At 39.0% G+C, this 19,299-nt stretch carries 20 protein-coding genes; 7 read left to right on the top strand and 13 right to left on the bottom strand.

Annotated elements, in window-relative coordinates:
- Positions 1-102: 102 nt before the first annotated feature.
- Both CU633_RS22055 and CU633_RS22050 read right to left on the bottom strand, forming a co-directional pair.
- On the bottom strand, positions 103-516 hold the full coding sequence (locus tag CU633_RS22055) for a transposase (protein ID WP_101662692.1): 414 nt from the start codon (positions 514-516) through the stop codon (positions 103-105).
- 122 nt (positions 517-638) lie between these two features.
- The gene (locus CU633_RS22050; RefSeq protein ID WP_101662691.1) at positions 639-1,094 is read right to left on the bottom strand and encodes a hypothetical protein; all 456 of its coding nucleotides are present in this window, start codon (positions 1,092-1,094) and stop codon (positions 639-641) included.
- A gap of 372 nt (positions 1,095-1,466) precedes the next feature.
- Here CU633_RS22050 and CU633_RS22045 point away from each other — a divergent pair, with 372 nt between their 5' ends.
- The 3 genes from CU633_RS22045 to CU633_RS22035 all read left to right on the top strand — a co-directional run bounded on the left by CU633_RS22045 (position 1,467) and on the right by CU633_RS22035 (position 4,033).
- Entirely contained in the window at positions 1,467-2,216 is a 750-nt protein-coding gene (locus tag CU633_RS22045; protein WP_101662690.1) for a helix-turn-helix domain-containing protein, read from the top strand.
- Positions 2,217-2,660, top strand: a complete 444-nt coding sequence (locus CU633_RS22040) for a hypothetical protein (RefSeq protein WP_101662689.1) — start codon at positions 2,217-2,219, stop codon at positions 2,658-2,660. It abuts the gene before it with no gap.
- Positions 2,661-3,094: 434 nt separating this feature from the next.
- On the top strand, positions 3,095-4,033 hold the full coding sequence (locus tag CU633_RS22035; protein WP_101662688.1) for a DUF6454 family protein: 939 nt from the start codon (positions 3,095-3,097) through the stop codon (positions 4,031-4,033).
- Positions 4,034-4,264: 231 nt separating this feature from the next.
- Here CU633_RS22035 and CU633_RS22030 read toward each other — a convergent pair whose 3' ends face one another.
- Together CU633_RS22030 and CU633_RS22025 are read right to left on the bottom strand one after the other, a co-directional pair.
- The gene (locus CU633_RS22030; RefSeq protein WP_101662687.1) at positions 4,265-5,314 is read right to left on the bottom strand and encodes an acyl-CoA dehydrogenase family protein; all 1,050 of its coding nucleotides are present in this window, start codon (positions 5,312-5,314) and stop codon (positions 4,265-4,267) included.
- Between the two features lie 75 nt (positions 5,315-5,389).
- The gene (locus CU633_RS22025) at positions 5,390-5,923 is read right to left on the bottom strand and encodes a DUF4242 domain-containing protein (protein WP_101662686.1); all 534 of its coding nucleotides are present in this window, start codon (positions 5,921-5,923) and stop codon (positions 5,390-5,392) included.
- 152 nt (positions 5,924-6,075) lie between these two features.
- On the opposite strand from CU633_RS22025, the gene CU633_RS22020 reads away from it, so the two are divergent.
- Positions 6,076-6,528 (top strand): winged helix-turn-helix transcriptional regulator, encoded by a 453-nt coding sequence (locus CU633_RS22020; RefSeq protein ID WP_101662685.1) that lies wholly within the window; start codon positions 6,076-6,078, stop codon positions 6,526-6,528.
- 39 nt (positions 6,529-6,567) lie between these two features.
- Here the strand turns inward: CU633_RS22020 and CU633_RS22015 are convergent, their stop codons facing one another.
- Genes CU633_RS22015 through CU633_RS22005 form a run of 3 tightly spaced genes read right to left on the bottom strand, consistent with a single transcriptional unit; the run spans position 6,568 to position 9,129 of the window.
- Positions 6,568-7,332, bottom strand: a complete 765-nt coding sequence (locus CU633_RS22015; RefSeq protein WP_101662696.1) for an ABC transporter permease — start codon at positions 7,330-7,332, stop codon at positions 6,568-6,570.
- A gap of 4 nt (positions 7,333-7,336) precedes the next feature.
- The gene (locus CU633_RS22010; RefSeq protein ID WP_101662684.1) at positions 7,337-8,311 is read right to left on the bottom strand and encodes an ABC transporter substrate-binding protein; all 975 of its coding nucleotides are present in this window, start codon (positions 8,309-8,311) and stop codon (positions 7,337-7,339) included.
- 32 nt (positions 8,312-8,343) lie between these two features.
- Entirely contained in the window at positions 8,344-9,129 is a 786-nt protein-coding gene (locus tag CU633_RS22005; protein WP_101662683.1) for an ABC transporter ATP-binding protein, read from the bottom strand.
- A 692-nt stretch (positions 9,130-9,821) separates the two neighbouring features.
- Between CU633_RS22005 and CU633_RS22000 the strand changes: the two genes are divergently transcribed.
- A complete protein-coding gene (locus tag CU633_RS22000) occupies positions 9,822-10,718 on the top strand; it encodes an NAD-dependent epimerase/dehydratase family protein (protein ID WP_257959267.1) in 897 nt (298 codons plus the stop codon).
- 125 nt (positions 10,719-10,843) lie between these two features.
- Here CU633_RS22000 and CU633_RS21995 read toward each other — a convergent pair whose 3' ends face one another.
- Positions 10,844-12,085 carry an MDR family MFS transporter gene (locus tag CU633_RS21995; protein ID WP_180955079.1) on the bottom strand — a complete coding sequence of 414 codons (1,242 nt, stop codon included), beginning with the start codon at positions 12,083-12,085 and terminating at the stop codon, positions 10,844-10,846.
- 549 nt (positions 12,086-12,634) lie between these two features.
- On the opposite strand from CU633_RS21995, the gene CU633_RS21990 reads away from it, so the two are divergent.
- Positions 12,635-13,876: a glycosyl hydrolase family 28-related protein gene (locus CU633_RS21990; RefSeq protein ID WP_101662681.1), complete on the top strand. Its 1,242-nt coding sequence runs from the start codon at positions 12,635-12,637 to the stop codon at positions 13,874-13,876.
- Between the two features lie 345 nt (positions 13,877-14,221).
- On the opposite strand, the gene CU633_RS21985 is transcribed toward CU633_RS21990, so the two are convergent.
- Both CU633_RS21985 and CU633_RS21980 read right to left on the bottom strand, forming a co-directional pair.
- Positions 14,222-15,046, bottom strand: a complete 825-nt coding sequence (locus CU633_RS21985; protein WP_101662680.1) for an SDR family oxidoreductase — start codon at positions 15,044-15,046, stop codon at positions 14,222-14,224.
- 44 nt (positions 15,047-15,090) lie between these two features.
- The gene (locus CU633_RS21980; RefSeq protein WP_101662679.1) at positions 15,091-15,465 is read right to left on the bottom strand and encodes a MerR family transcriptional regulator; all 375 of its coding nucleotides are present in this window, start codon (positions 15,463-15,465) and stop codon (positions 15,091-15,093) included.
- 231 nt (positions 15,466-15,696) lie between these two features.
- Here CU633_RS21980 and CU633_RS21970 point away from each other — a divergent pair, with 231 nt between their 5' ends.
- Positions 15,697-16,395 (top strand): class I SAM-dependent methyltransferase, encoded by a 699-nt coding sequence (locus tag CU633_RS21970; protein ID WP_180955076.1) that lies wholly within the window; start codon positions 15,697-15,699, stop codon positions 16,393-16,395.
- Between the two features lie 623 nt (positions 16,396-17,018).
- Here the strand turns inward: CU633_RS21970 and CU633_RS21965 are convergent.
- From CU633_RS21965 to CU633_RS23160, 3 genes are all read right to left on the bottom strand, one after another.
- Positions 17,019-17,561, bottom strand: coding sequence for an NADPH-dependent FMN reductase (locus CU633_RS21965; RefSeq protein ID WP_101662693.1), 543 nt, complete (start codon positions 17,559-17,561; stop codon positions 17,019-17,021).
- A 131-nt stretch (positions 17,562-17,692) separates the two neighbouring features.
- Positions 17,693-18,631, bottom strand: coding sequence for an NADP-dependent oxidoreductase (locus CU633_RS21960; protein WP_101662678.1), 939 nt, complete (start codon positions 18,629-18,631; stop codon positions 17,693-17,695).
- A 325-nt stretch (positions 18,632-18,956) separates the two neighbouring features.
- A partial coding sequence (locus tag CU633_RS23160; protein ID WP_219620985.1) for a hypothetical protein occupies positions 18,957-19,299 on the bottom strand: 343 nt, incomplete at its 5' end.

Genomic DNA, 19,299 nt, shown 5'->3' with positions numbered 1-19,299 from the left:
CAAAGGGATGTCATTCTTATTTTTAGAAACTTTTCAAAACAAGTCACAAACCGACAATTTTTACGACGGATTTTTTGCAAGACTCAAGTAAAGTTAGATAGATTACTTTGGGGCTGTCTGATAAGTCCCTAAATGAAGCAAGTGGAGAAAAACGGCTCGTTTTTCTCCACTTGCTTTTGTATTTTTTCGATTTTTCTCTGAAAGTAGCAGGCGGATGCCTGCTACTTTCAGTATGTTGTGGGCTAATGCCACAATCCGAAACTCGATATGTACTTTGTCGAGTCCCCTCAAGGAAAACCTGCGGAACGACCGATTGCCCTTGATGTGACCGAACACACTTTCTACTTCGACTTTGCGCCTAGCGTAGATTGCGGCTTTCTCTTCACATTCAAGGGCTGTTTTTGCCTTCGCTTTCATTTCTTCGAAGACGGTATTCCAGTGAACTTGACGATTTCCCTTCGCTTTCGTGCACTTCGCTTTCAATGGGCAATCTGTACAATCTTCACATTCGTATATTTTGAGCTTTGCTCATAACCAGACTTATTCTTTTTGTTTTGGTATTTTCTAAACGTAACCAAAATATAAAAAAGGGGCTCCAAAAAGTTCGCTTTCACTGACTTTTTGGACAGCCCCTTTTTCTAATCTAATAAGCGATCGTCATTTGTGTCATCTATGTCACCCTGTTTTTGTAAAATAGTAATAACCCTATTTGCTTCTTCTTCATTTAATATAAAATTTGTGTCGCCTGGACGGGGCCTAATATCTAAACTAGCTTCTTTTAAAGATACTCCCGGTGAGCAAGGCCCCACTATCCATCGTAATGGAACATTATAAGGCCATCGTTCACTTTCTACCTCAATCATATTTTGCGTAGGTTCACATACTCCAATTATCTTTTTATACGGGGATGTTACATAGATAAAAACGATTGAACCAACTGTCATTTTTTCAGCTAACGGCCGTTTGTTTTTAGGAAAACCTGCTGATGGATTGTCCAGCTTCCGAAAAATCCCGGGGTATACAATCTTTAGATTATATTTTCCCACCTTATTTCGCGTTATTATACTGCTTCCTGGTACCTGCTTCTTTTCCAACTCTCTACACGCTTTTTAAGATCACTGACTTCACTAATCAACTTTTCAATGATTTTTTCCATTTTTACACTACCAATAAATATATGGTTGAAGTTAAAAGCTTAGAACAGGTTATAACAAAAAAAGTTTTTTACTTATTTTTAAGTTTTACTTGAGTGTTCCTAAAAAAATCAATACAACATGAATCCACTAATGTAGAACCTAATAAATAAAGACCCATGATAAACTTTTTCTGTAGAATAAATAGGTATGGTTTACGTATTTTTTTATTTGGAAATACATATAATGAATTAACAAATTAACAATATCATAAGTTTACAATATTTACTTTTCGTAAATTGACATTATAATGGAGGTAGGAGGATGAGGACAATGAGTAAAGCTATTTACGAGTTGACGGCAAAAACAATTGATCTGGGCTACCGTGAAAAAGATGAAAATCTAATTGAAAAAGAAACAGACTATCTACTAGGCAAAATTGTAACGCTTATGTTGAGTATGTTTTCTGACAAAATTAAAGGAATCACTTTTGACAAAAACGGAATTAGATTCGACTCCAAATACTTGCTATCAGAAAAACACAAAAAAAACTTATTAAAGTGGGCTAACCGACTCATTCAGATGGAGCTTCCTTCCTCAGACATTGAATTTGGAAAACTAAAAATTGATTTTGAAAAATGGTACTATCAATTAGGTGGTGAAGAAATATCTTTTGAATATCAAGAATCATACTTGCTTACTCCAAAAGAAGCATCTGAACAATTAGGAATCTCAAGAGTCACGCTAAATAAATACATTCAAAATGGTTTAGAATCTGTAGACACAACATCTCACCGCAAAATACCTAAGTATGTTATTGAGCTTTGGAAAGATCCAGTGTACGCAATCCGCATGCAGATGATTGCCCAAGAAAAGAAGCTTCGTAATCAAACTCCTGCGGAACGTTTAGAAGAAATCAATAATGAATTAACACAACTTCAAATCAAATATAAAAGTTCTTCTTTTCAAGAAGCATTTCGAGAATACGATGGTGATTCTATGGATAATCCTTCTGATTACTATTTATGGCGAGACTTAGAAAACGAAAAGAGAGAGATTATACAGCTATTGGGAGGAAATTAAATGGGCAGGGGAAGAGAAGCGGAGGCAAAAGAAACTGAGCTACTTCATCCAGCTGATATTGAGGAAATACTTGAAAAATATGGCCACCTGCTAAAATCCTATCAAAACCTTCATGACCGAGAGTCAGTTTTTGCTAATTATAGAAGAACAACTAAGCGGCTCGAAGTGCTGTTCCCTTTAATAGAACACCCTATACATGGTATCACAGGCATACATGCTGTAGAAAATTACAACGAAGCTGGATATGTTAGTCTGTATCAATATCACTGGAAAATAATTATTCCAAAAATGGGGATTCAATCAAACCACATTTCTGGGTGGGGCAACGAACCTTTCTCCGATCCTTTGGATCATAGTGGATGGTGCGGTTCTGTAGCCACTTTATACTCTTCTGCTGTCCATTATGTAACAATCACGCATCAGGTCGTCAATACCGTACGGTGAGTAAGTTACTGTATACGAAATACGGTTTATTTAGTATGGTTTTGACTCAATTTATAGAGATGTCCCAATTACTCCTACACCTTCGGCCCTATTTGAATAACTCCAACACCCTCTGTTTGAATTTTCTAATCCATACAATGAAGTGAGTATGTTCTATACTTTCTGTAATGAAATTTTCACAAAATATCAATGCTTAAATAACTATCAGTTAATATTTCTTTAGTAAGCTGAATGAGACAAATAAACAAGCAGGACAACTAAGATAACTTTCATAAGTGTTTATATTATCCTTTTTTTGGTTTTAAGGGCGTATCCAGCTGCAGTGGATATAAACCTTTGACACAGTGGAATTATTATGTCGTCCCACAACTTTTTGTTATTGTCTGAGTTGCATAACACTTTTTTCTTTAATGCAAATACAAGGAGGATGGATAATGAAAAAGGTAATTTTTACACTAGCTGCCACTCTAACAATTGGAACTACAGCGTTTGCCAACCCTGCACCACATGATTCCGTCAATGAAGAAAAACAACTAGTGGAGAAGTTCCAAAATCTTACCCGCAATAATATTTGGGAACAGAAAGAAAAAGTTGATCTGCAATTTAATACATTTCATACACAAGGAATGACAAAGGTCGGAGATCTGTATTACATGTCTTCTGTTGAGATTATTGAGAAACCGGTAAAATACGCTCAACCCCAGAATGGTTACGAACGCACACCTGGTAAAGGAGTGGGGCACCTATTTGTATTTAATAAAGACGGAAAACTCTTGAAGGATTTAAAGCTAGGTGAAGGTACTGTATACCATCCTGGAGGAATTGCATATGATGGTAAATCAATTTGGGTACCAGTTGCTGAGTATCGCCCGAACAGCAAGTCCATCATTTATAAAGTAAATCCAGAAACGATGAATGCCCAGGAAGCGTTTCGTACAAATGACCACATTGGAGGAATAGTAAGCGATAGAAAACAACGAACTTTAAAGGCTGTAAGCTGGGGGTCAAGAACGTTCTACAAGTTCAATGAAACAGGAGAAGTGCTACGCAAATCAAATAATCCCAGCCACTTTATCGATTATCAGGACTGTGAGACTGCAGGAAAAGACAATATGATATGTAGTGGTATTACTGAACTGCCATTCCCTGGTTCTGCCACTGCAAAGTATGAATTGGGCGGAGCCGCGTTACTTGATATGAAAACAATGAATATTGTTCACGAACTCCCAATTACTTTGTTTTCCCCTCAGGGACATGTTATTACACGCAATCCAGTACTTTTTGAAAATACAGCACAAGGAATAAAAATGTACGCAGTACCGGATGATGATCAATCATCTATGCTCGTGTATGAGACAAGCGTCAGCAAATAATAAAGTTATGGACATCACAGTGTCTTTACTCATGAACATTTATGCAAATTGCGGATTACCTGAAGAAATCGTTCGGCATTTAAAAGAGTTATGAAACGATAACGGCGGATTTGAAAATAAATCGGATAATCTGAAAATAGAAAAAATAAAACTGTCACTGTAGGGCTATTTTAGACATTAAAAACATGATCCCTCTGAGATTCAGAGGGATTTACAGTTATTTTGCCGGTTTCAGTTTCCGCCTTGCAGCATTTTCGCTAAATGCTTAACAGTAGGGGTCAGATTTACAAAGAAATAGGATTCGCGAAGTCTTCGGGACGGATCGCTTTTATGTAAATAACCGGCACTGCCCTGGTGAAGCATACAGGCATGAACTGCTTTCGAAGTTAGATGAACGGCATTAAGGCGCAACTGCAATAATTTCTTCCAATGCCTGGTCAAGTCCTCGGAATGCACCAATTGGTACAATTGCTCCCTGAGAGGCGCGAGTTCCTCAATCAGCTCTTCATTTTGAATGCCGAGAAATTGATTGCAGCCGCCCTGTTTGTTGCAAACTTTTTCAATCGACACAATCGACGCAGCCGTAACACCGATTCCCAATGGAATTTGATAGATGACAAACGCAGGGCGGATCTTATCCACATATTCATCTGCATTGTCCGTAATAACGAAATGATCCGGAATGAGTACATCATTAAAACCGCAGGCAAAAGTGGCGCTGCCGTTCAAGCCCAAATATTCCTGCTTTTCCTTTAGCTTTAACCCTTCGGCATTGCACGGAACGAAAGCCATAATCCGCTGCTGCTCCCCAACCGAGGCAATCACACCGAACCAGTGGGAATCACTCAAATTGGACACGGAAGGCAATTGCCCGGAAATAATATATCCCCCTTCAGCCCGTTCCGCTCTTAAGTGCAGGGGTTCAAGCCCGGCATAGTATTTCATCGGATTGGAAAGACCCGTTCCACCAAGAAGCTTACCGTTTTCCAGTAACGGAAGCAGTTCCTGTTTCAAATAAGCATTATCACTTTTTCTGATGTAAGTTAAGGCGGCAAGATGGCACCATAAATTAAAAGCGGTTGTCATGCATACTTTGGCAATCTGTTCGACCAGATTGACTTCGCGGGCCAGGACTTCTTGCGCAGATAAGCCTTTTGAGGACAAGAAACCTGCTGCGCCCAATTTTAGTAAAAAGTCACGGGGATAGTAAGAATCCGCATCGATTTTTCTCACAAGCGGCTTTAACTCGTTCTGCAGTAGGTCATCCAGAACTTTCGTCATCGTCCAAGTCCTCCTTTCTGTAATATCCAATGAGAGAAAAAGCCTCCAAATAAATGGAGGCTTCTCCTAAAGCAACTATGATCTAGGTAAAATTTGTGTAATCGTATCAATTGGAGCGGAAACCGCTTCACGGGCTTTCTTGACCGTTGATTCGTCCGGAGCATCATAGAAACACAAACATTTTGTCATGTCTTCACATACATACGTCCTTGAGAAAGCAACCTCTGGCACTTCTGCGTAATGAACAGAGTTTTTGGATTTTCTGTCCAGATATGCATCCATTGTGAGGTTCTCCGGAAGATTCCACTCAACAAGGTAATTCACAACATCCGCTTGTTTTTTCACGTCTTCCAGATCCTTGCCGACAAGTCGGACAGGCTTGATAAGAGTGATCGGAACCCCTAATTCTCTTAAGCTATTATTAACGGTGTTGCGCTCTTTACTTTCAAATATGAAAAAAGCGCGGGAAAGATCGCTTGACACCTGGATCTCAATTAGACTGGCGTTCTTTCCGCTTAAATCTGCTTGAATGTCCGCAACCTTCTTTTCAAAAGCGTCTTTATCCTTGATTGCTCCATTTAAAATTGATTCTACCAAGTACAGTCCCATTATAACTCCTCCTGTAAAAATATTTAATTCCTATAGGTTTAATCGCATTTATTTCTTGTTAATAATTTTATTATACTAAGTTCAAAAAAACAACCTACAAAAGAAATATTTTCATGTTATCATTAAAGCAACAGAGTACTGGAGGTTTATGTATGAAAGATAGATATAACTTACCCTGTAATATAGCCCAGACCCTTAACATTATCGGTGATCGCTGGACCTTGTTGATCGTCCATGAGATCTTAATAGGCAATACTACATTCAACGAAATCAAAAAATCATTAATCGGTATTTCTTCCAATCTTTTATCGGACAGGCTTAAGCACCTTGAACAGACTGGTTTGATTGAATCGAGCCTGTATTCCGACCATCCTCCCCGCTACAGCTACACGCTGACCGAGAGCGGGAAAGACCTTGAGCATGTGTTCAATTCCATGATTCTTTGGGGCCGGAATCATTTAAAAAAGTGCTATAAAAAATTGGTCCATGAAGCTTGCCGCCATGAGGTTGAAATCGCTTATTATTGCCCGCACTGTGAAAAAAATGTCGATGATGTAATTGTTGTGGAAGTGGATGCCGATGATGTAAAGCCATTATCGTCATAGATCAAGTGAAGGCAGGGACGAAATCTCTGCCTTTTTATTTTACAGATTCACCCGTCCCCACTGCCGGTTTACCCAATTCTCAAATAGGCCTACAACTTTATCAAGCAACAATCCCGACACGCCAATAAAAATGATGCCTGCCATGACAAAATCAAGATTCATTGAGTTCCTGGCATCAACAATTAAATACCCCAGCCCTGATTGTGCACCTACCATTTCCCCGGCAACAAGGAAAACCCAGGCTGTTCCAACCGCAATGTGAAGTCCATTCGCAATGAACGGAAATGCGGCTGGAAGGATAATTTTCCTCATTAATTGAGGTTGTTTGATTTCAAAGTTCTGTGCTACTTTCAAATACGTTTTATCAACCTTCATGACTGCGGAAACGGTTGGCAGCAAAACTGGGAAGAACGCAGCGATAAAGATAATCACAATTGCGGGAATATCGCCAATGCCAAACCACAATACGATAAACGGTGACCAGGCAATCGGTGACACTGGTCTTAAAACCTGGACTATAGGATCAAGGATCGCCCAAAGCCTCCTCATCCTGCCGAGGATTAGTCCCAAAATAACGGCGGATACCACAGCCAGCAAGTATCCGATCAAGAAGCGTGTTAAGCTCACTCGAAGATGTACAAAGAGCGTTCCGTCCAGAATAAGTGACTGGACTGCTTCCCACACGGTTAATGGCGAAGGGAACAAGGCTTCGCTATGCCCGCCAATGACTATTAACGCCTGCCACACGGCAACCAGCAGGACAAATCCGATTAACACATTCGATAATTTTTTCAGGCTGCTCACAAGATCACTTCGCTTTATCAATTAATGAGTTATCTACAAAATCCTCATAGCTCGGCGGATTTTCAAATAACCCCATCTCTATCAGGTTCTGCCGCAATTCTTCATAGGCACTTTCATTGAGGCGCAGATCTTCATATGTAATCCACTCCAACGATAGATCCATAACTTCTTTTTCTACATTCATATATTTGGAGGAAATTTCATGAGTTTGTTCATCTTTCAGTTCAGCCATTTCGCCGGCTTTCACATATTCGTTCATAAACTCCTGGGCAGCCTGTTTCTCTTGCTCAATAAAATCATTTCTGAGCACAAGTGCACAATCCACGGAATTCTTCCATAACTCTTCCGACTGAAAAAGCACCTTTCCTTTTCCGATTGCTACGGATAATGCACCGAAAGGCTCTGCAACCACATATCCGTCAATTCTTCCTTCTGAAAGGGCGGCAGGCATTTCCGCCGGAGGAAGTTCAATCGCATTTACATCTTCATATTCCATCCCATTTTGTTTCAGCATTTGGTAAAGCAGGACATTATGAGTTGAGAACTTGTGCGGGATGGCAAAATTCTTCCCCTTCAAATCTTCAACACTATTGACATCATTTGCCGACACCAATACGTTGCCGTCGCGATGTCCCAATGCCACTGCCTTAAGATCGATCCCTTGCTCTTTTGCTTTCATTGCCAGTGTAATCAGGACTGATGCTCCATCGATTCTGCCGGTATTTAGAGCGTCCATCAGCTCCGGCCAGGAGCCAAACTTGACTAACTCAAGGTCGAAATTCTTAAAATTCTCTTTTTGCTCATTTTCAATGTATAAAGGAATTGCATGGGTAATCGGCAAATAACCGATTTTGATCGTTCTTTTCTCACCGTTTGAGCCACCGCCTGCTTCCTGCCCTGTATTTCCGCACGCTGACAAAATTAACATAATGGATAGAAGCCAGATTAGCATTACAAGTTTTCCGGACTTTTTCTTCATAAAACAGTTCCTCCTTGAACTAGTTTAATAGATTAAATGTTGTACTCAATCGACTGATTTTCCCGATTGAAATGAAACTCTTCGAAAATAATTTTTCGGAAATGTTGAAATTCACTATGGCTTCTGTCGCGTGGTCTGGATGAATCAATTCTCAGTTCTTTTTTTATTTGGCCCGGCTTTGAACTCATCATCAAAATTCGGTCCGATAAGTATATAGCTTCATCGATATCATGTGTAACAAGAATAATCGTCGTTTTTTCTTTTTTATGCAACCTCAACAGTTCATCCTGCAGATAATAGCGATTAAATGTATCGAGCGCAGCAAATGGTTCATCCATTAAAATGAGTTCGGGCTGAATAACAAGAGCTCTGGCAATTGCCACTCTTTGCTGCATCCCTCCTGAAAGCTCATGGGGGAACAGGTTCATCTTGTCCTCCAGGCCGACAAGCTTTAAGTATTCGAGTGCGCGTTCTCTTCTCTCTGTGGTTGGAATGGACGTTTCTTCAAGTCCCAGCTCTACATTTTTCAGTACGGACCGCCAAGGCAGCAACCCGTAATTTTGAAATAACATGACACCTCGCCGGCTGGGACGTTCCACGACACTTCCATCAAGCAGAACCTTTCCGTTGCCTGCTTTCTCAAAGCCACCGATCACATTTAAGAGCGTGCTTTTTCCGCAGCCGCTTTCACCAAGAATGGAAATAATCTCTCCCTTTTTCACATCAAAGGATATTTCCTCCAGCACTTTTACAACTTGTTCTCTGTTCGTAAAACTTTTACTTATACGATCAATCTTTATAAACACAGAATTATCCAAATTTTTATAACCTGCCTTTCTTTCGCTCGGTTTCTATATATGTATGGATTATAATCCTCTTAATTCCTATAAAAATACTACGAATAATGTTTAAGTTATTTTATTATACTCTGTTCAATAAATCAACCTAACAAAAGACTTATTCAAATATTTTTCAGAAAAAAAAGAAAAAAAGAATCAGCAAAGTCGATTCTTTATCTATTTTATCCAGTGATTTGAGCCTGAAATTTCATTAACCTTCATTATATTTACTATTTGAAAAATTGGAGTGGAAGGTACTTTATCCACCTATGCAAAATAAAAATTGGCCTATTCAATGCAATAGGCTAAAAAGATATTTATTTCTTCACTTTTTATTTTTGGCTGTAAAGGCCCACACCTGCACCGATAAGTGCCCCTTCACCATTATTTGCTATTTAGACCACTACTATAAAACATTAACAACGGGGAATTCTAACAAAGGTATTAGGTGTAACTTGAGAAGACATTGGATTTTCGGTAATTTTTTGAAGTATATTGTTACTCATTTTTCAGTCGATAACTAAATTTAAAACGGTTAAGAAAAATGTATTAGCAGGATTAGTGAAATATTGCTCTGCTAAGTAATGAACTAAATATTATAATAAATGATTCTCGGAAGGGTTACTCTAATATGGAAAATATGAAAAAAGGAGCGGGAAATGTTGAAAGTAGTGGTAACAGGAGCAGCAGGTAAAATTGGCCGGTGGACCGTAAGAACAATCTTAGAAGCAGGTCATGATGTTATAGCGACAGATAGAAAATTGAGGGAGGAATCTGCATCGAAAAAATTTATTCAAGCTGAATTACGTGATTATGGTCAGGTGTGTCAGCTTTTGAAGGGGAGTGATGCAGTAGTCCATCTTGGGAATATTCCTACCGATGTGAGGAATACATCCCAGGCTATATTTGAAAACAATATGCTCGTTAATTTTAATATCCTTGAAGCTTGTAAAGACTTTAAAATTCCCAAGCTTGTGTGGGCATCAAGTGAAACGGTTTTGGGGTATCCTTTTGTTCCGGAACAGCTTAGTTACCTTCCTGTAGATGAAGAGCATCCAACTATAGTAAAGTCATCATATGCTATGGCAAAGCGGTTGACGGAAATCCTTTCAGAAATGTATCATAAGCTCACTAACACACAGATAGTTGCTCTTCGATTTGCAAATATATATGAGCCTGATGAATATGAAAAAATGCCTATCATACATTGGAATGATGAACAAAAGGATATTCAAAAAAAAAATGCATGGGCTTATTGCGATGTTAGGGACGCTGCAAGGGCCTGTCTTCTTGCAATAGAAAAGAATAATTTAGGAAATGAAGTATTCCATATAACTGCCCCAGATACAATTATGCCCGATCCTAGTGAGGATTTAGTAAATCAATTTTTCCCGAATGTACCTTTAAAGAGGCCTGTACAAGGCCACGAAACTCTAATGGCAATAGATAAGGCCCGGCAGATCCTTGGTTATGAACCACGTTATACATGGCGTACTGTTCTAAATAATGATGGCAGAACCAGGGCATTGCCCGAGGACCAACTTGCTTTATCAAAAACAAACATATAAGAAGTCAGCCCCGGTTAAGGGGCTGATTTAAGAATCAGTTACTTATTCTACATATGATGATTGTTGTGAAAAGGATCAAATCCGAAGGGTTGTAAGGAATATAACTAAAAAAATATTCTACATTATTAGGTACATCGTTGCACATAGATTTTAAAAAGTTGAATGTAGAGAACTACACTAATTAACGCACAGACGAATATGACGCTAAAAACGCCCATTGGCGGCACCCATGCAGATAAAAAAACGGTCAAGGGGGCTAAAAATCTTCCAATAGTGAATTGTAGCCTGGAGGCTCCCATGTATTGCCCTCTAGCGTTCACAGGAGCATAATGACTTACAAAGTTATTTATCACCGGGGCACGTATGATTTCTCCAAACGTAAAAACTATTGTGAGTAAAAACAATAACCAGATGTTAGTCGTTAGTCCAACGGCAAACATCCCCAATCCAGCCAAAACAGATGAAAGAATGAACACGTCCCGATCTTCCCAACGCTTTAACCATTTTGTAACAGGCAAGACAAATAGAACAAACAATAGCCCATTTAACCCCAACATCCATCCCAAAACTTCTGTGCCAGTAAGCATAAACGACCAATCATCCCAAGTGAACAGTGGCTGCGATGGGACATAATCGGTTACATATATGGCTAAATACAGATCCAATTGCATAATTGTGATAATCGAAAAGACACCTGCCAAAATATAAAGGAAAAATATTTTATCACGAAAGATCGTACCATAGCCTTTCCATTGTTCTTTAATAGAAGTTGAAATTGCATTCAATTGAACTGCCTTTTTTGTGGTATCCGGCATGGTTTCGTGAATTTTCAGAACTATCGCAATGGAGTAGAGCAACATGACGATAGTACAGGTCCACAATAGCTCACTTCGATAATGAAAGAAAAAAAATGCCCCCAATGCAGGCCCTAATACAGCACCAATATTATTAGCCGTAATAAAAGTGGCAAAAACCTGCTTCCGGTCCTTGTCGGGTACAAGATCAGCCACCATCGCATCGCTGGCAGGTCCATAAAGAGCACCTCCCAATCCAACTCCAATAAATGCGAAATAATCAAGCCAATGAGAATGGGACATGGCAAACAAGGCGAACATAACCGTCTTAAGGGAAGAACCTAGCAACATGACAGGGCGACGTCCCAACCTGTCCGTTAAGTCGCCCCCAACCATGCTGCCAAGGATACCTATGAGTGGCGGAATAGTCATCAACATCCCTGCCATGTGATTGCCTAACGCTTCGCTAAAGTAGACCGCAATAAAAGGAAAGTACATCCAATATAACAAGTTAAACAGCGCCTCGCCAACCAATCGAATTTTTAAATTGGCATCCCATGAATGCAACTTCAAAAAATTCCCCTCTTTTCTAACGTAAACGTCCGTCCATGTAAACAAACATTTACCATAAATTCCCATCCAGGTACCCCAATAATAAAATATTTGTAAAATTAAATATAGACTTATAATTATTTTTAAATTATACTAATAATATGAAAGTCGGGGTTACTCACTTTTAATTTAAATGTTCCACAAAACGAACATTTGTTCGAAATATAAAAGACGCTCTTTTTTAGAGAGCGTCTTTTTTCATGTGTGGAGACTGTTAAATTTATTCTAATTCTGCTTATTCAGCTAATCTGCTGGCTGAAATTTTATAATTTACACGAGCTTTTCTACTAACATTAGCTAAAGAATGGTTGTATTAATTAATACAAAAAGTCCGAAAATGTGTATGACATTTTATTAAGTACCAAACCGTTTTTTAATTATAGGCATTTCTTACTATTTTATAAATTTTACAAAAAAATGTAGACTTTGAAATGTTTTTGTAATAAAATCAACCTTGTTGTAATTTTTCAACCTAGAATTTTACAACTAGACAATATCAAAAGAAGGAGCTTGGTTACCATTAAAAAAGCGGGTTTACTCGTTATCATCTGTCTATTGTTCTTTTGGGAGTTATGTTTCTCTGCTGACGCATCTGTTAATATAGAAACCAGTATGGTAAATGTAAAGGATTATGGAGCTGTCGGGGATGGAATTACGGATGACACTGTAGCGATAAAAAAAGCATTGTACTATGGAAAAAACAAAACAGTGTTTTTTCCACAGGGAGTTTATTTAATCGCTGATACTTTAACTATCAAAGAAAATACCGAGGTTTATGGAGCTAATTCTGTAATTAAGGCTAAATCTGAAGGCTATACCATGTTGAGGGCAGTTGGTCACAACATAAACATTCATAATCTAACTATAGATGGAAGCAACGTCTTTTTACGCGGGTTGACCATTATGAATGGCACAAAAAATTTAACATTACAATCAGCAGAATTTAAAAATTTTGGTCAACCTTCTCAAAAACCACATCGCAATTCTACACCTATTGCAGTTCGGATTGAGGGTGGGGTAGAGAATGTCATCATAGAGCACGTGGTTGTCGACAATGTCTTTGCCAACAACGTTTCCTCTGAGGCTGGCTGGAATCACAAAGTTGCAAGAGGAATCTTAATTAGTCCTGCACTTGATAGCCAGCCATCCAGCAAAAATATTACAATCCAGAACTCCACCATTTCAAGAATCGGTCCCAAGGACGATGGTGATGGCATTGTAGTTCAAGGATTTACATCTAATGTCGGTTTAAAGTTACTGAATAACTCCTTTGATAAAAATCACAAACGGGCTATAAAGATTCAATCTCCAGGTGCTTTAATTAAAGGTAATAAAATCAATAATAACTTTAACAACGATAATTTTTACGACACGTATAAAGAAAACTATTCCTATGATATGTGGTCAGCTGTTTCCGTTTATGCAAATGATGTTGTGGTAGAAGGAAATATAATTGGCGGGATTGGGAGCTATTCTGCGGCTATAGATATTGCAGGAGGAAATAACGTTGAAGTACGAGGAAATACCATCACCAATGGTGAAAACTCGATTCTTGCCAGTGCAGATCTTATCAGAATTAACAAAGGTTATGACGGAACGAGTGAGTTCAGTAATATTGTGATAGATAGAAATTCTTTAATGAATGGAAGATATGGTGTAAACATGGTAGCTAAAGTAACAGGGTTGGAAATTGCGGGAAATACTTTTTCCAATCTGTCCTTTGAAACAAGTACAAATATCTCTAAAAAATAAGGCTGTGTATGGTTATTCATTTTTTAAGAACGGGATCTCGAATTATAGAGATCCCGGCTTTACTTTTGATATGAATTTGGCGAAGGTTGGGCCAAATACATTTATTACTGCCTCAAATTACGGGTGGATCGTACTCTTTTATTCTTTTTTGTGAACAAGTCACTAATCAAACACGTTTGATGAACCATATATTTAAATAATTACAATTAATTCTAATATGTATTAAAAAAGAGGATATTAGCTCATATATTGAACTAATTATCCTCTAATAATCATAGTATAGTTAAATTATAAATTATCAAACTTTATTCAAAATCCACATTGGGGTTTAATGGAGCAGTTTTGCTACTCCATTATTAAAGAGAATTTTTGACCCATTTTCTTCATAAATTCTTCGTCACTTAATTCTTTTTTTTCTTTCAGGAGATACTTTTCAGCATCTTGACCGGCAGGGTATCTTAATTGATTTGACTCATCAGTAGCAGCAGTGTAGATTACTTTAGCAATGATTTCTGGAGAATTAGGTTCTTTGTACATTTTTCCGTATCCATCTTTAACAAGCTCTTCATAATGGCTGTAGTCTTGTAAATTTTTATCTCTTAGAAAGTCCATTGATCCTCTGTCAAAATCCGTTAATGTAGCCCCTGGTTCAACTACTTTTACTCGGATGTTAAAAGGCGCTAATTCAAAAGTTAACGCTTCGCTAAACCCATTTACCGCAAATTTAGTGGCATGATAAAGCGAAAAAGAGGGAAAAGTTATCCTTCCACCTTGCGATGTAATATTAATAATCATTCCATTCCTTTTTGCTCGAAAATGTGGAAGGATTTCTTTTATGACACGCATAATTCCGAACACATTGACATCAAATTGTCTTTGGATTTGCTCCTCGGAAGCTGCTTCAAAAATTCCAAATGCACCATAACCAGCATTGTTTACTACAAGATCAATATTGCCAAATGATTCAATACCCTGGGTTATAGCTTTTTCAATGGTTTCTTTATTCTGAACATCCAATTTTGTCACCAAGACATTTTCATACTGTGTTAGAATAGTTTCGTTCTCTGGGGCACGCATGGTTGCTACTACATTCCATCCCATATTTGCAAAAAGTATCGCTGCAGATTTTCCGATCCCCTTAGAAGCACCTGTAATTAATATGGTTTTCATATTTTCCTGCCTCCTTAATATAGGACATATTGGGAAAAAGTGACCTATTTGTCGCTTAGATGCCTTACATTATTAGAATAGAATTTAATCTTATAATCAATCATGGATTGATAGTTGGTTAGCTGGTCAATTTGAGAATTAATCCTTTCTTTTTGTTCCAAAAGAAGTTTAATACGTTCCTTAATTGTGTCGTCCCCTTGTATAGTGAGTTGTGCAAATCTTTTCATTTCTGCGATGGTCATTCCCGTGTCCCTAAGACAACATGCAAACTTCAGCCATTCAATATCTGCAGAATCATAAACACGTCTGCTGCTTTCGTTGCGCTTAACCGGAGGAAGGATTCCTTCCTTTTCATAAAAACGCAAAGTATGGATAGATAAACCAGTTTCTTCGGCAACTTGACCAATTGTATAGCTCAAACGACCCCCCCTTTAATAGTCACTGTTACAATAATTATCCTACAATCTAGAGTACACTATAGGTCAAGAGTTTAAATTCAAATGCGGTAAAATTTATAGCTAAGCAAGAGAAACAAATTCAAGAGCGAATCGTACATGGCCTAAAAGGTCTACTTGCCATTCCTCCACCTGGTTGATATTAAATCGATGAAAGGTTATGTTGGCTGCAAGCACTAGTTGAGGTGTTTAACAGTGACTGAAGAATATGCATTTGACTCCGAAATGGCGGCGTTATACGAGAAGAACACTCGCATCTCGATTCCCACTTATGACGGATTGTTCGCCATGGTACAATCGTATTTCCGCATGCAGCTGGGCGATAAACCAGCAGCCTTGCTGGTGGCCGGCGCAGGCGGCGGAAATGAGATTTCCGCATGGGGGCCTTACAACCCGGCATGGACGTTCACGGGAGTAGATCCTTCGGAAAAGATGCTAAAGATTGCGCAGCAAAAAGCCGTACAACTGGGTATGCAAAATCGTGTAAATCTCATCCATGGAACGATTGAAGACCTGCCTCAGCCCGATTTCAAGTTTGACGCAGCGAGCTGCATCCTGGTTCTTCATTTCGTGTACGAATTGGAAGCGAAGCTGAACCTTCTGCGAACTGTGAAAGCAAATCTGAAACCTGGCGCGCCATTCGTGGTAGTCAGCGCGTACGGTGACCGCGACGGTATGGAACTTCAAGACAGATTAAGTATATGGAAAAGCTTCTGGCTGGATGCCGGTCACCCGCAAACCAACGTCGATGAGATGGTAAACAGCCGCATGATGAGCCTTTCGTTCCTGCCAGAAGCGGAGATCGAACAGCTATTGACGGAAGCTGGTTTTAGGAAAGTAACCCGGTTTTTCTCTACCGTATTGATGGCAGGGTGGATCTGCCATGCGGAGTGACCTGCGGAAATTCGGATAAATGAACGTGGCGGGCGGCAAAGACATATGATCGACGTCCAAGCATCAAGAAGCTTATTCAAGCTATACGCACACTGGTTCCTAATTTTAATTAGGGCCTTTTTATTTTTTGTAATTTGTTTATTTTGGGTATACCATGTCTGCACTTAACTACTGTGTATGTTATTTAGAGTTGTTCCCAAGAGGGCCATTATAAAAAAATTTCCTCTCCGCCTTGACACTCCCCTTTCTGCCATGCTTGTATTCGTCTCTAACGAAAGGAGGTGACATGGAGATCCTCCTTTCAGGCCTTCGCAACGATTGCGAGTTGCGTAAGCACGGTGTACGCGGTTCGGACCTTCCACAGGGCGAACCCGAGCCGGAGGGCAAGTACCGCAAGTAAGCCGGAGTGAGGTTTCCTTATCAAGACCTAAATTATAAAAATCCTTAAAAATAAAGGAGAGCACATATTAGTCATGTATAATATGTGCTCTCCTTTTTATTCAATTAAAGCGCCCTTTAATTGAACAATACAGCTAGATTTTAAGGGTCAAAAGAAAAGCCATGTATTAATACAGGATCTTTATCAAACTTTATTTTAAATCAATAGATATTTGTAGTGGTGTTTATCGCAAAGTTTTTAATGCATTGCTCCATGCGATAGTTTGATCTAACATAGCATTTACATTATCAAGGTGTAATTCAGCTGGTTTAAAAGTACGAAAGTTTTCAAAATCTGTAAATAATGATAATGTTGGATGTACACGAACGTCCGCCACTAATAATTCTCCTAAGATTCCGCGTAAATGTTCAGCTGCACGAGCTCCACCTGTTGAACCATAACTTACGATACCTGCCGCCTTATTGTTCCATTCATTGCGTGCTGAATCAAGTGCATTCTTTAATGCTCCTGTAATGCTGTGATTGTATTCTTGGACAATAAATACAAATCCATCTAAGCTGGAAATTTTTTGTGACCAAGCTTTTAATCCTGGTTCTTCACCAGTGCTTTCTCCTAAAAATGGTAATTTGAAGTCTGCAATATCGACGATTTCATAATTTGCATCTCCACGTTTGTCAGCAATTTCCTTTACCCAATTTCCTACTTGTGGGCTAACGCGTCCTTGGCGTGTGCTTCCTAAGATAATTCCGATGTTTAATTTTTTCACTGTTTTTTCCTCCTCAATAATTGATCTAGCAATAATTTGTTTAAGTTCAGCCTTCCAGCTCAATGTTTTTTCCCTTTGCTCTGCCAAACTGAAATAGTAAACCAAGGATACGATTATTAAGACCCTTTGGATTAATCCTCAATTCGAACGACAATTCGTCCGCGCCCATGACCAGTTTGACAGAGTTCGTGAGCTTGTCGGATGTCATGAAGTGAAAATTCCTTTGCAATCGTTGCTTTAACTTCTCCTTCTGCAATCAATTGAGCAATCTTTTGAAAAGCTTTATTGGGGGCGAGTTCATTGCTAAATCGCGCATGAATACCTAGTTGTTTAGCTTTCTCTTCTGAGGGAATATCGACAAGAGAGAGAAGCGTTCCTCCATGTTTTACGATTGACCATGAACGTTCAAGTGTTTCCCCTCCAACAGCGTCAAGCACCAAATCCACATCTTGCACGATGTCTTCAAATAAAGTCGTTTTATAATCAATCACAGTATCCACACCAAGCGACTTAACATAGTCTACATTTGCTGTGGAACAAGTTCCGATCACTTCGGCACCTTTCCATTTGGCAAATTGAACAGCAAATGATCCCACACCTCCAGCAGCAGCATGAACCAAGACACGTTGCCCTGATTGCAGATTGCCATGTGCAAAAAGCGCCATCCAAGCCGTTGTAGCCCCACCCGATATCGTAGCTGCATGAGCGAAAGAAAGATTTTGTGGTAGGTGTGCTATGGTTTCAACAGTAGTTGTTATATACTCCGCGCACGCTCCATTATTAGCTCTTCCGAAAACAGCTTGCCCTTTCTGAAACCCTGTCACATTTGAACCTACCTCTTCGATGACACCAGCTACAGCCGATCCTGAAATAAAGGGAAGTTGCACAGGAACGTATTTTTTCATCAACCCTTGGCGATATGCCCAATCAACTGGTAATACACCAGCGGCGTGAACACGGATCAATACTTCGTCAGATGTTGGTTTTGGAATGGGTAACTGTTCAAGCTGCAACTCCTCAGGTCCTCCATATTGATGAACACGAACTGCTTGCATCATTTGTTTCATCATAATCGATACATCTCCTTTTTATGCTTTTTTTAAAATGAAACAGGTTTGTTTGAACCCTGATCTGCCTTAATGTATTTCTAATGAAGGTGGAGGGTTTACATTTATAGTCTGATAGCTTCCTGCCATTCACCCCATCCTTCTATTCTAAAATCGATCAGCCATACATAAAAATATATATTTGGTCATATAATCATAACCTTAAAGCTATTATTTTGATTTTAAAGCTGTATCACTGTTGGTTCTAAAAAGTGTGTAAAATAACACAACAACCAAAAGTAGAACGACAGTGAGTATGAAAAAAGCATTACTATAAATGGTAGCTTGCTTATAGACTTGCAAAGGATTCAACTGAACGGAAGACCCATAATCGAGTACTTTGCCAATTAGTGTGGTAGAAGTCGCTCCTGCGATAAAAGTCATCATTGTAAAAAAACCCATCCCAATGCCCGCGTATTCTTTTGATAAGGTATGAGAAACCGTATTCGACATAGCCACCTGAATAAAGGTTTGCCCTATATTCGCCAAGGTCAAAAAGATCCATATCCAAGTGGGCGACATACCAGCCATAATCGATAAAACACAAAAGCCAATCAATAATGGAATCGTAGTAGAGTAGAAAACAGGAATTAGATATTGTCTTCTTGTCCTCGGGTTTCAGGGTGTTCCAC

Origin of the sequence: Bacillus sp. V3-13, assembly GCF_002860165.1 — a bacterium.
Classification (GTDB): domain Bacteria; phylum Bacillota; class Bacilli; order Bacillales; family Cytobacillaceae; genus Bacillus_BJ.
Note: the sequence above shows the minus strand (reverse complement) of the source record. Positions and strands in the feature narration are given on the sequence as shown.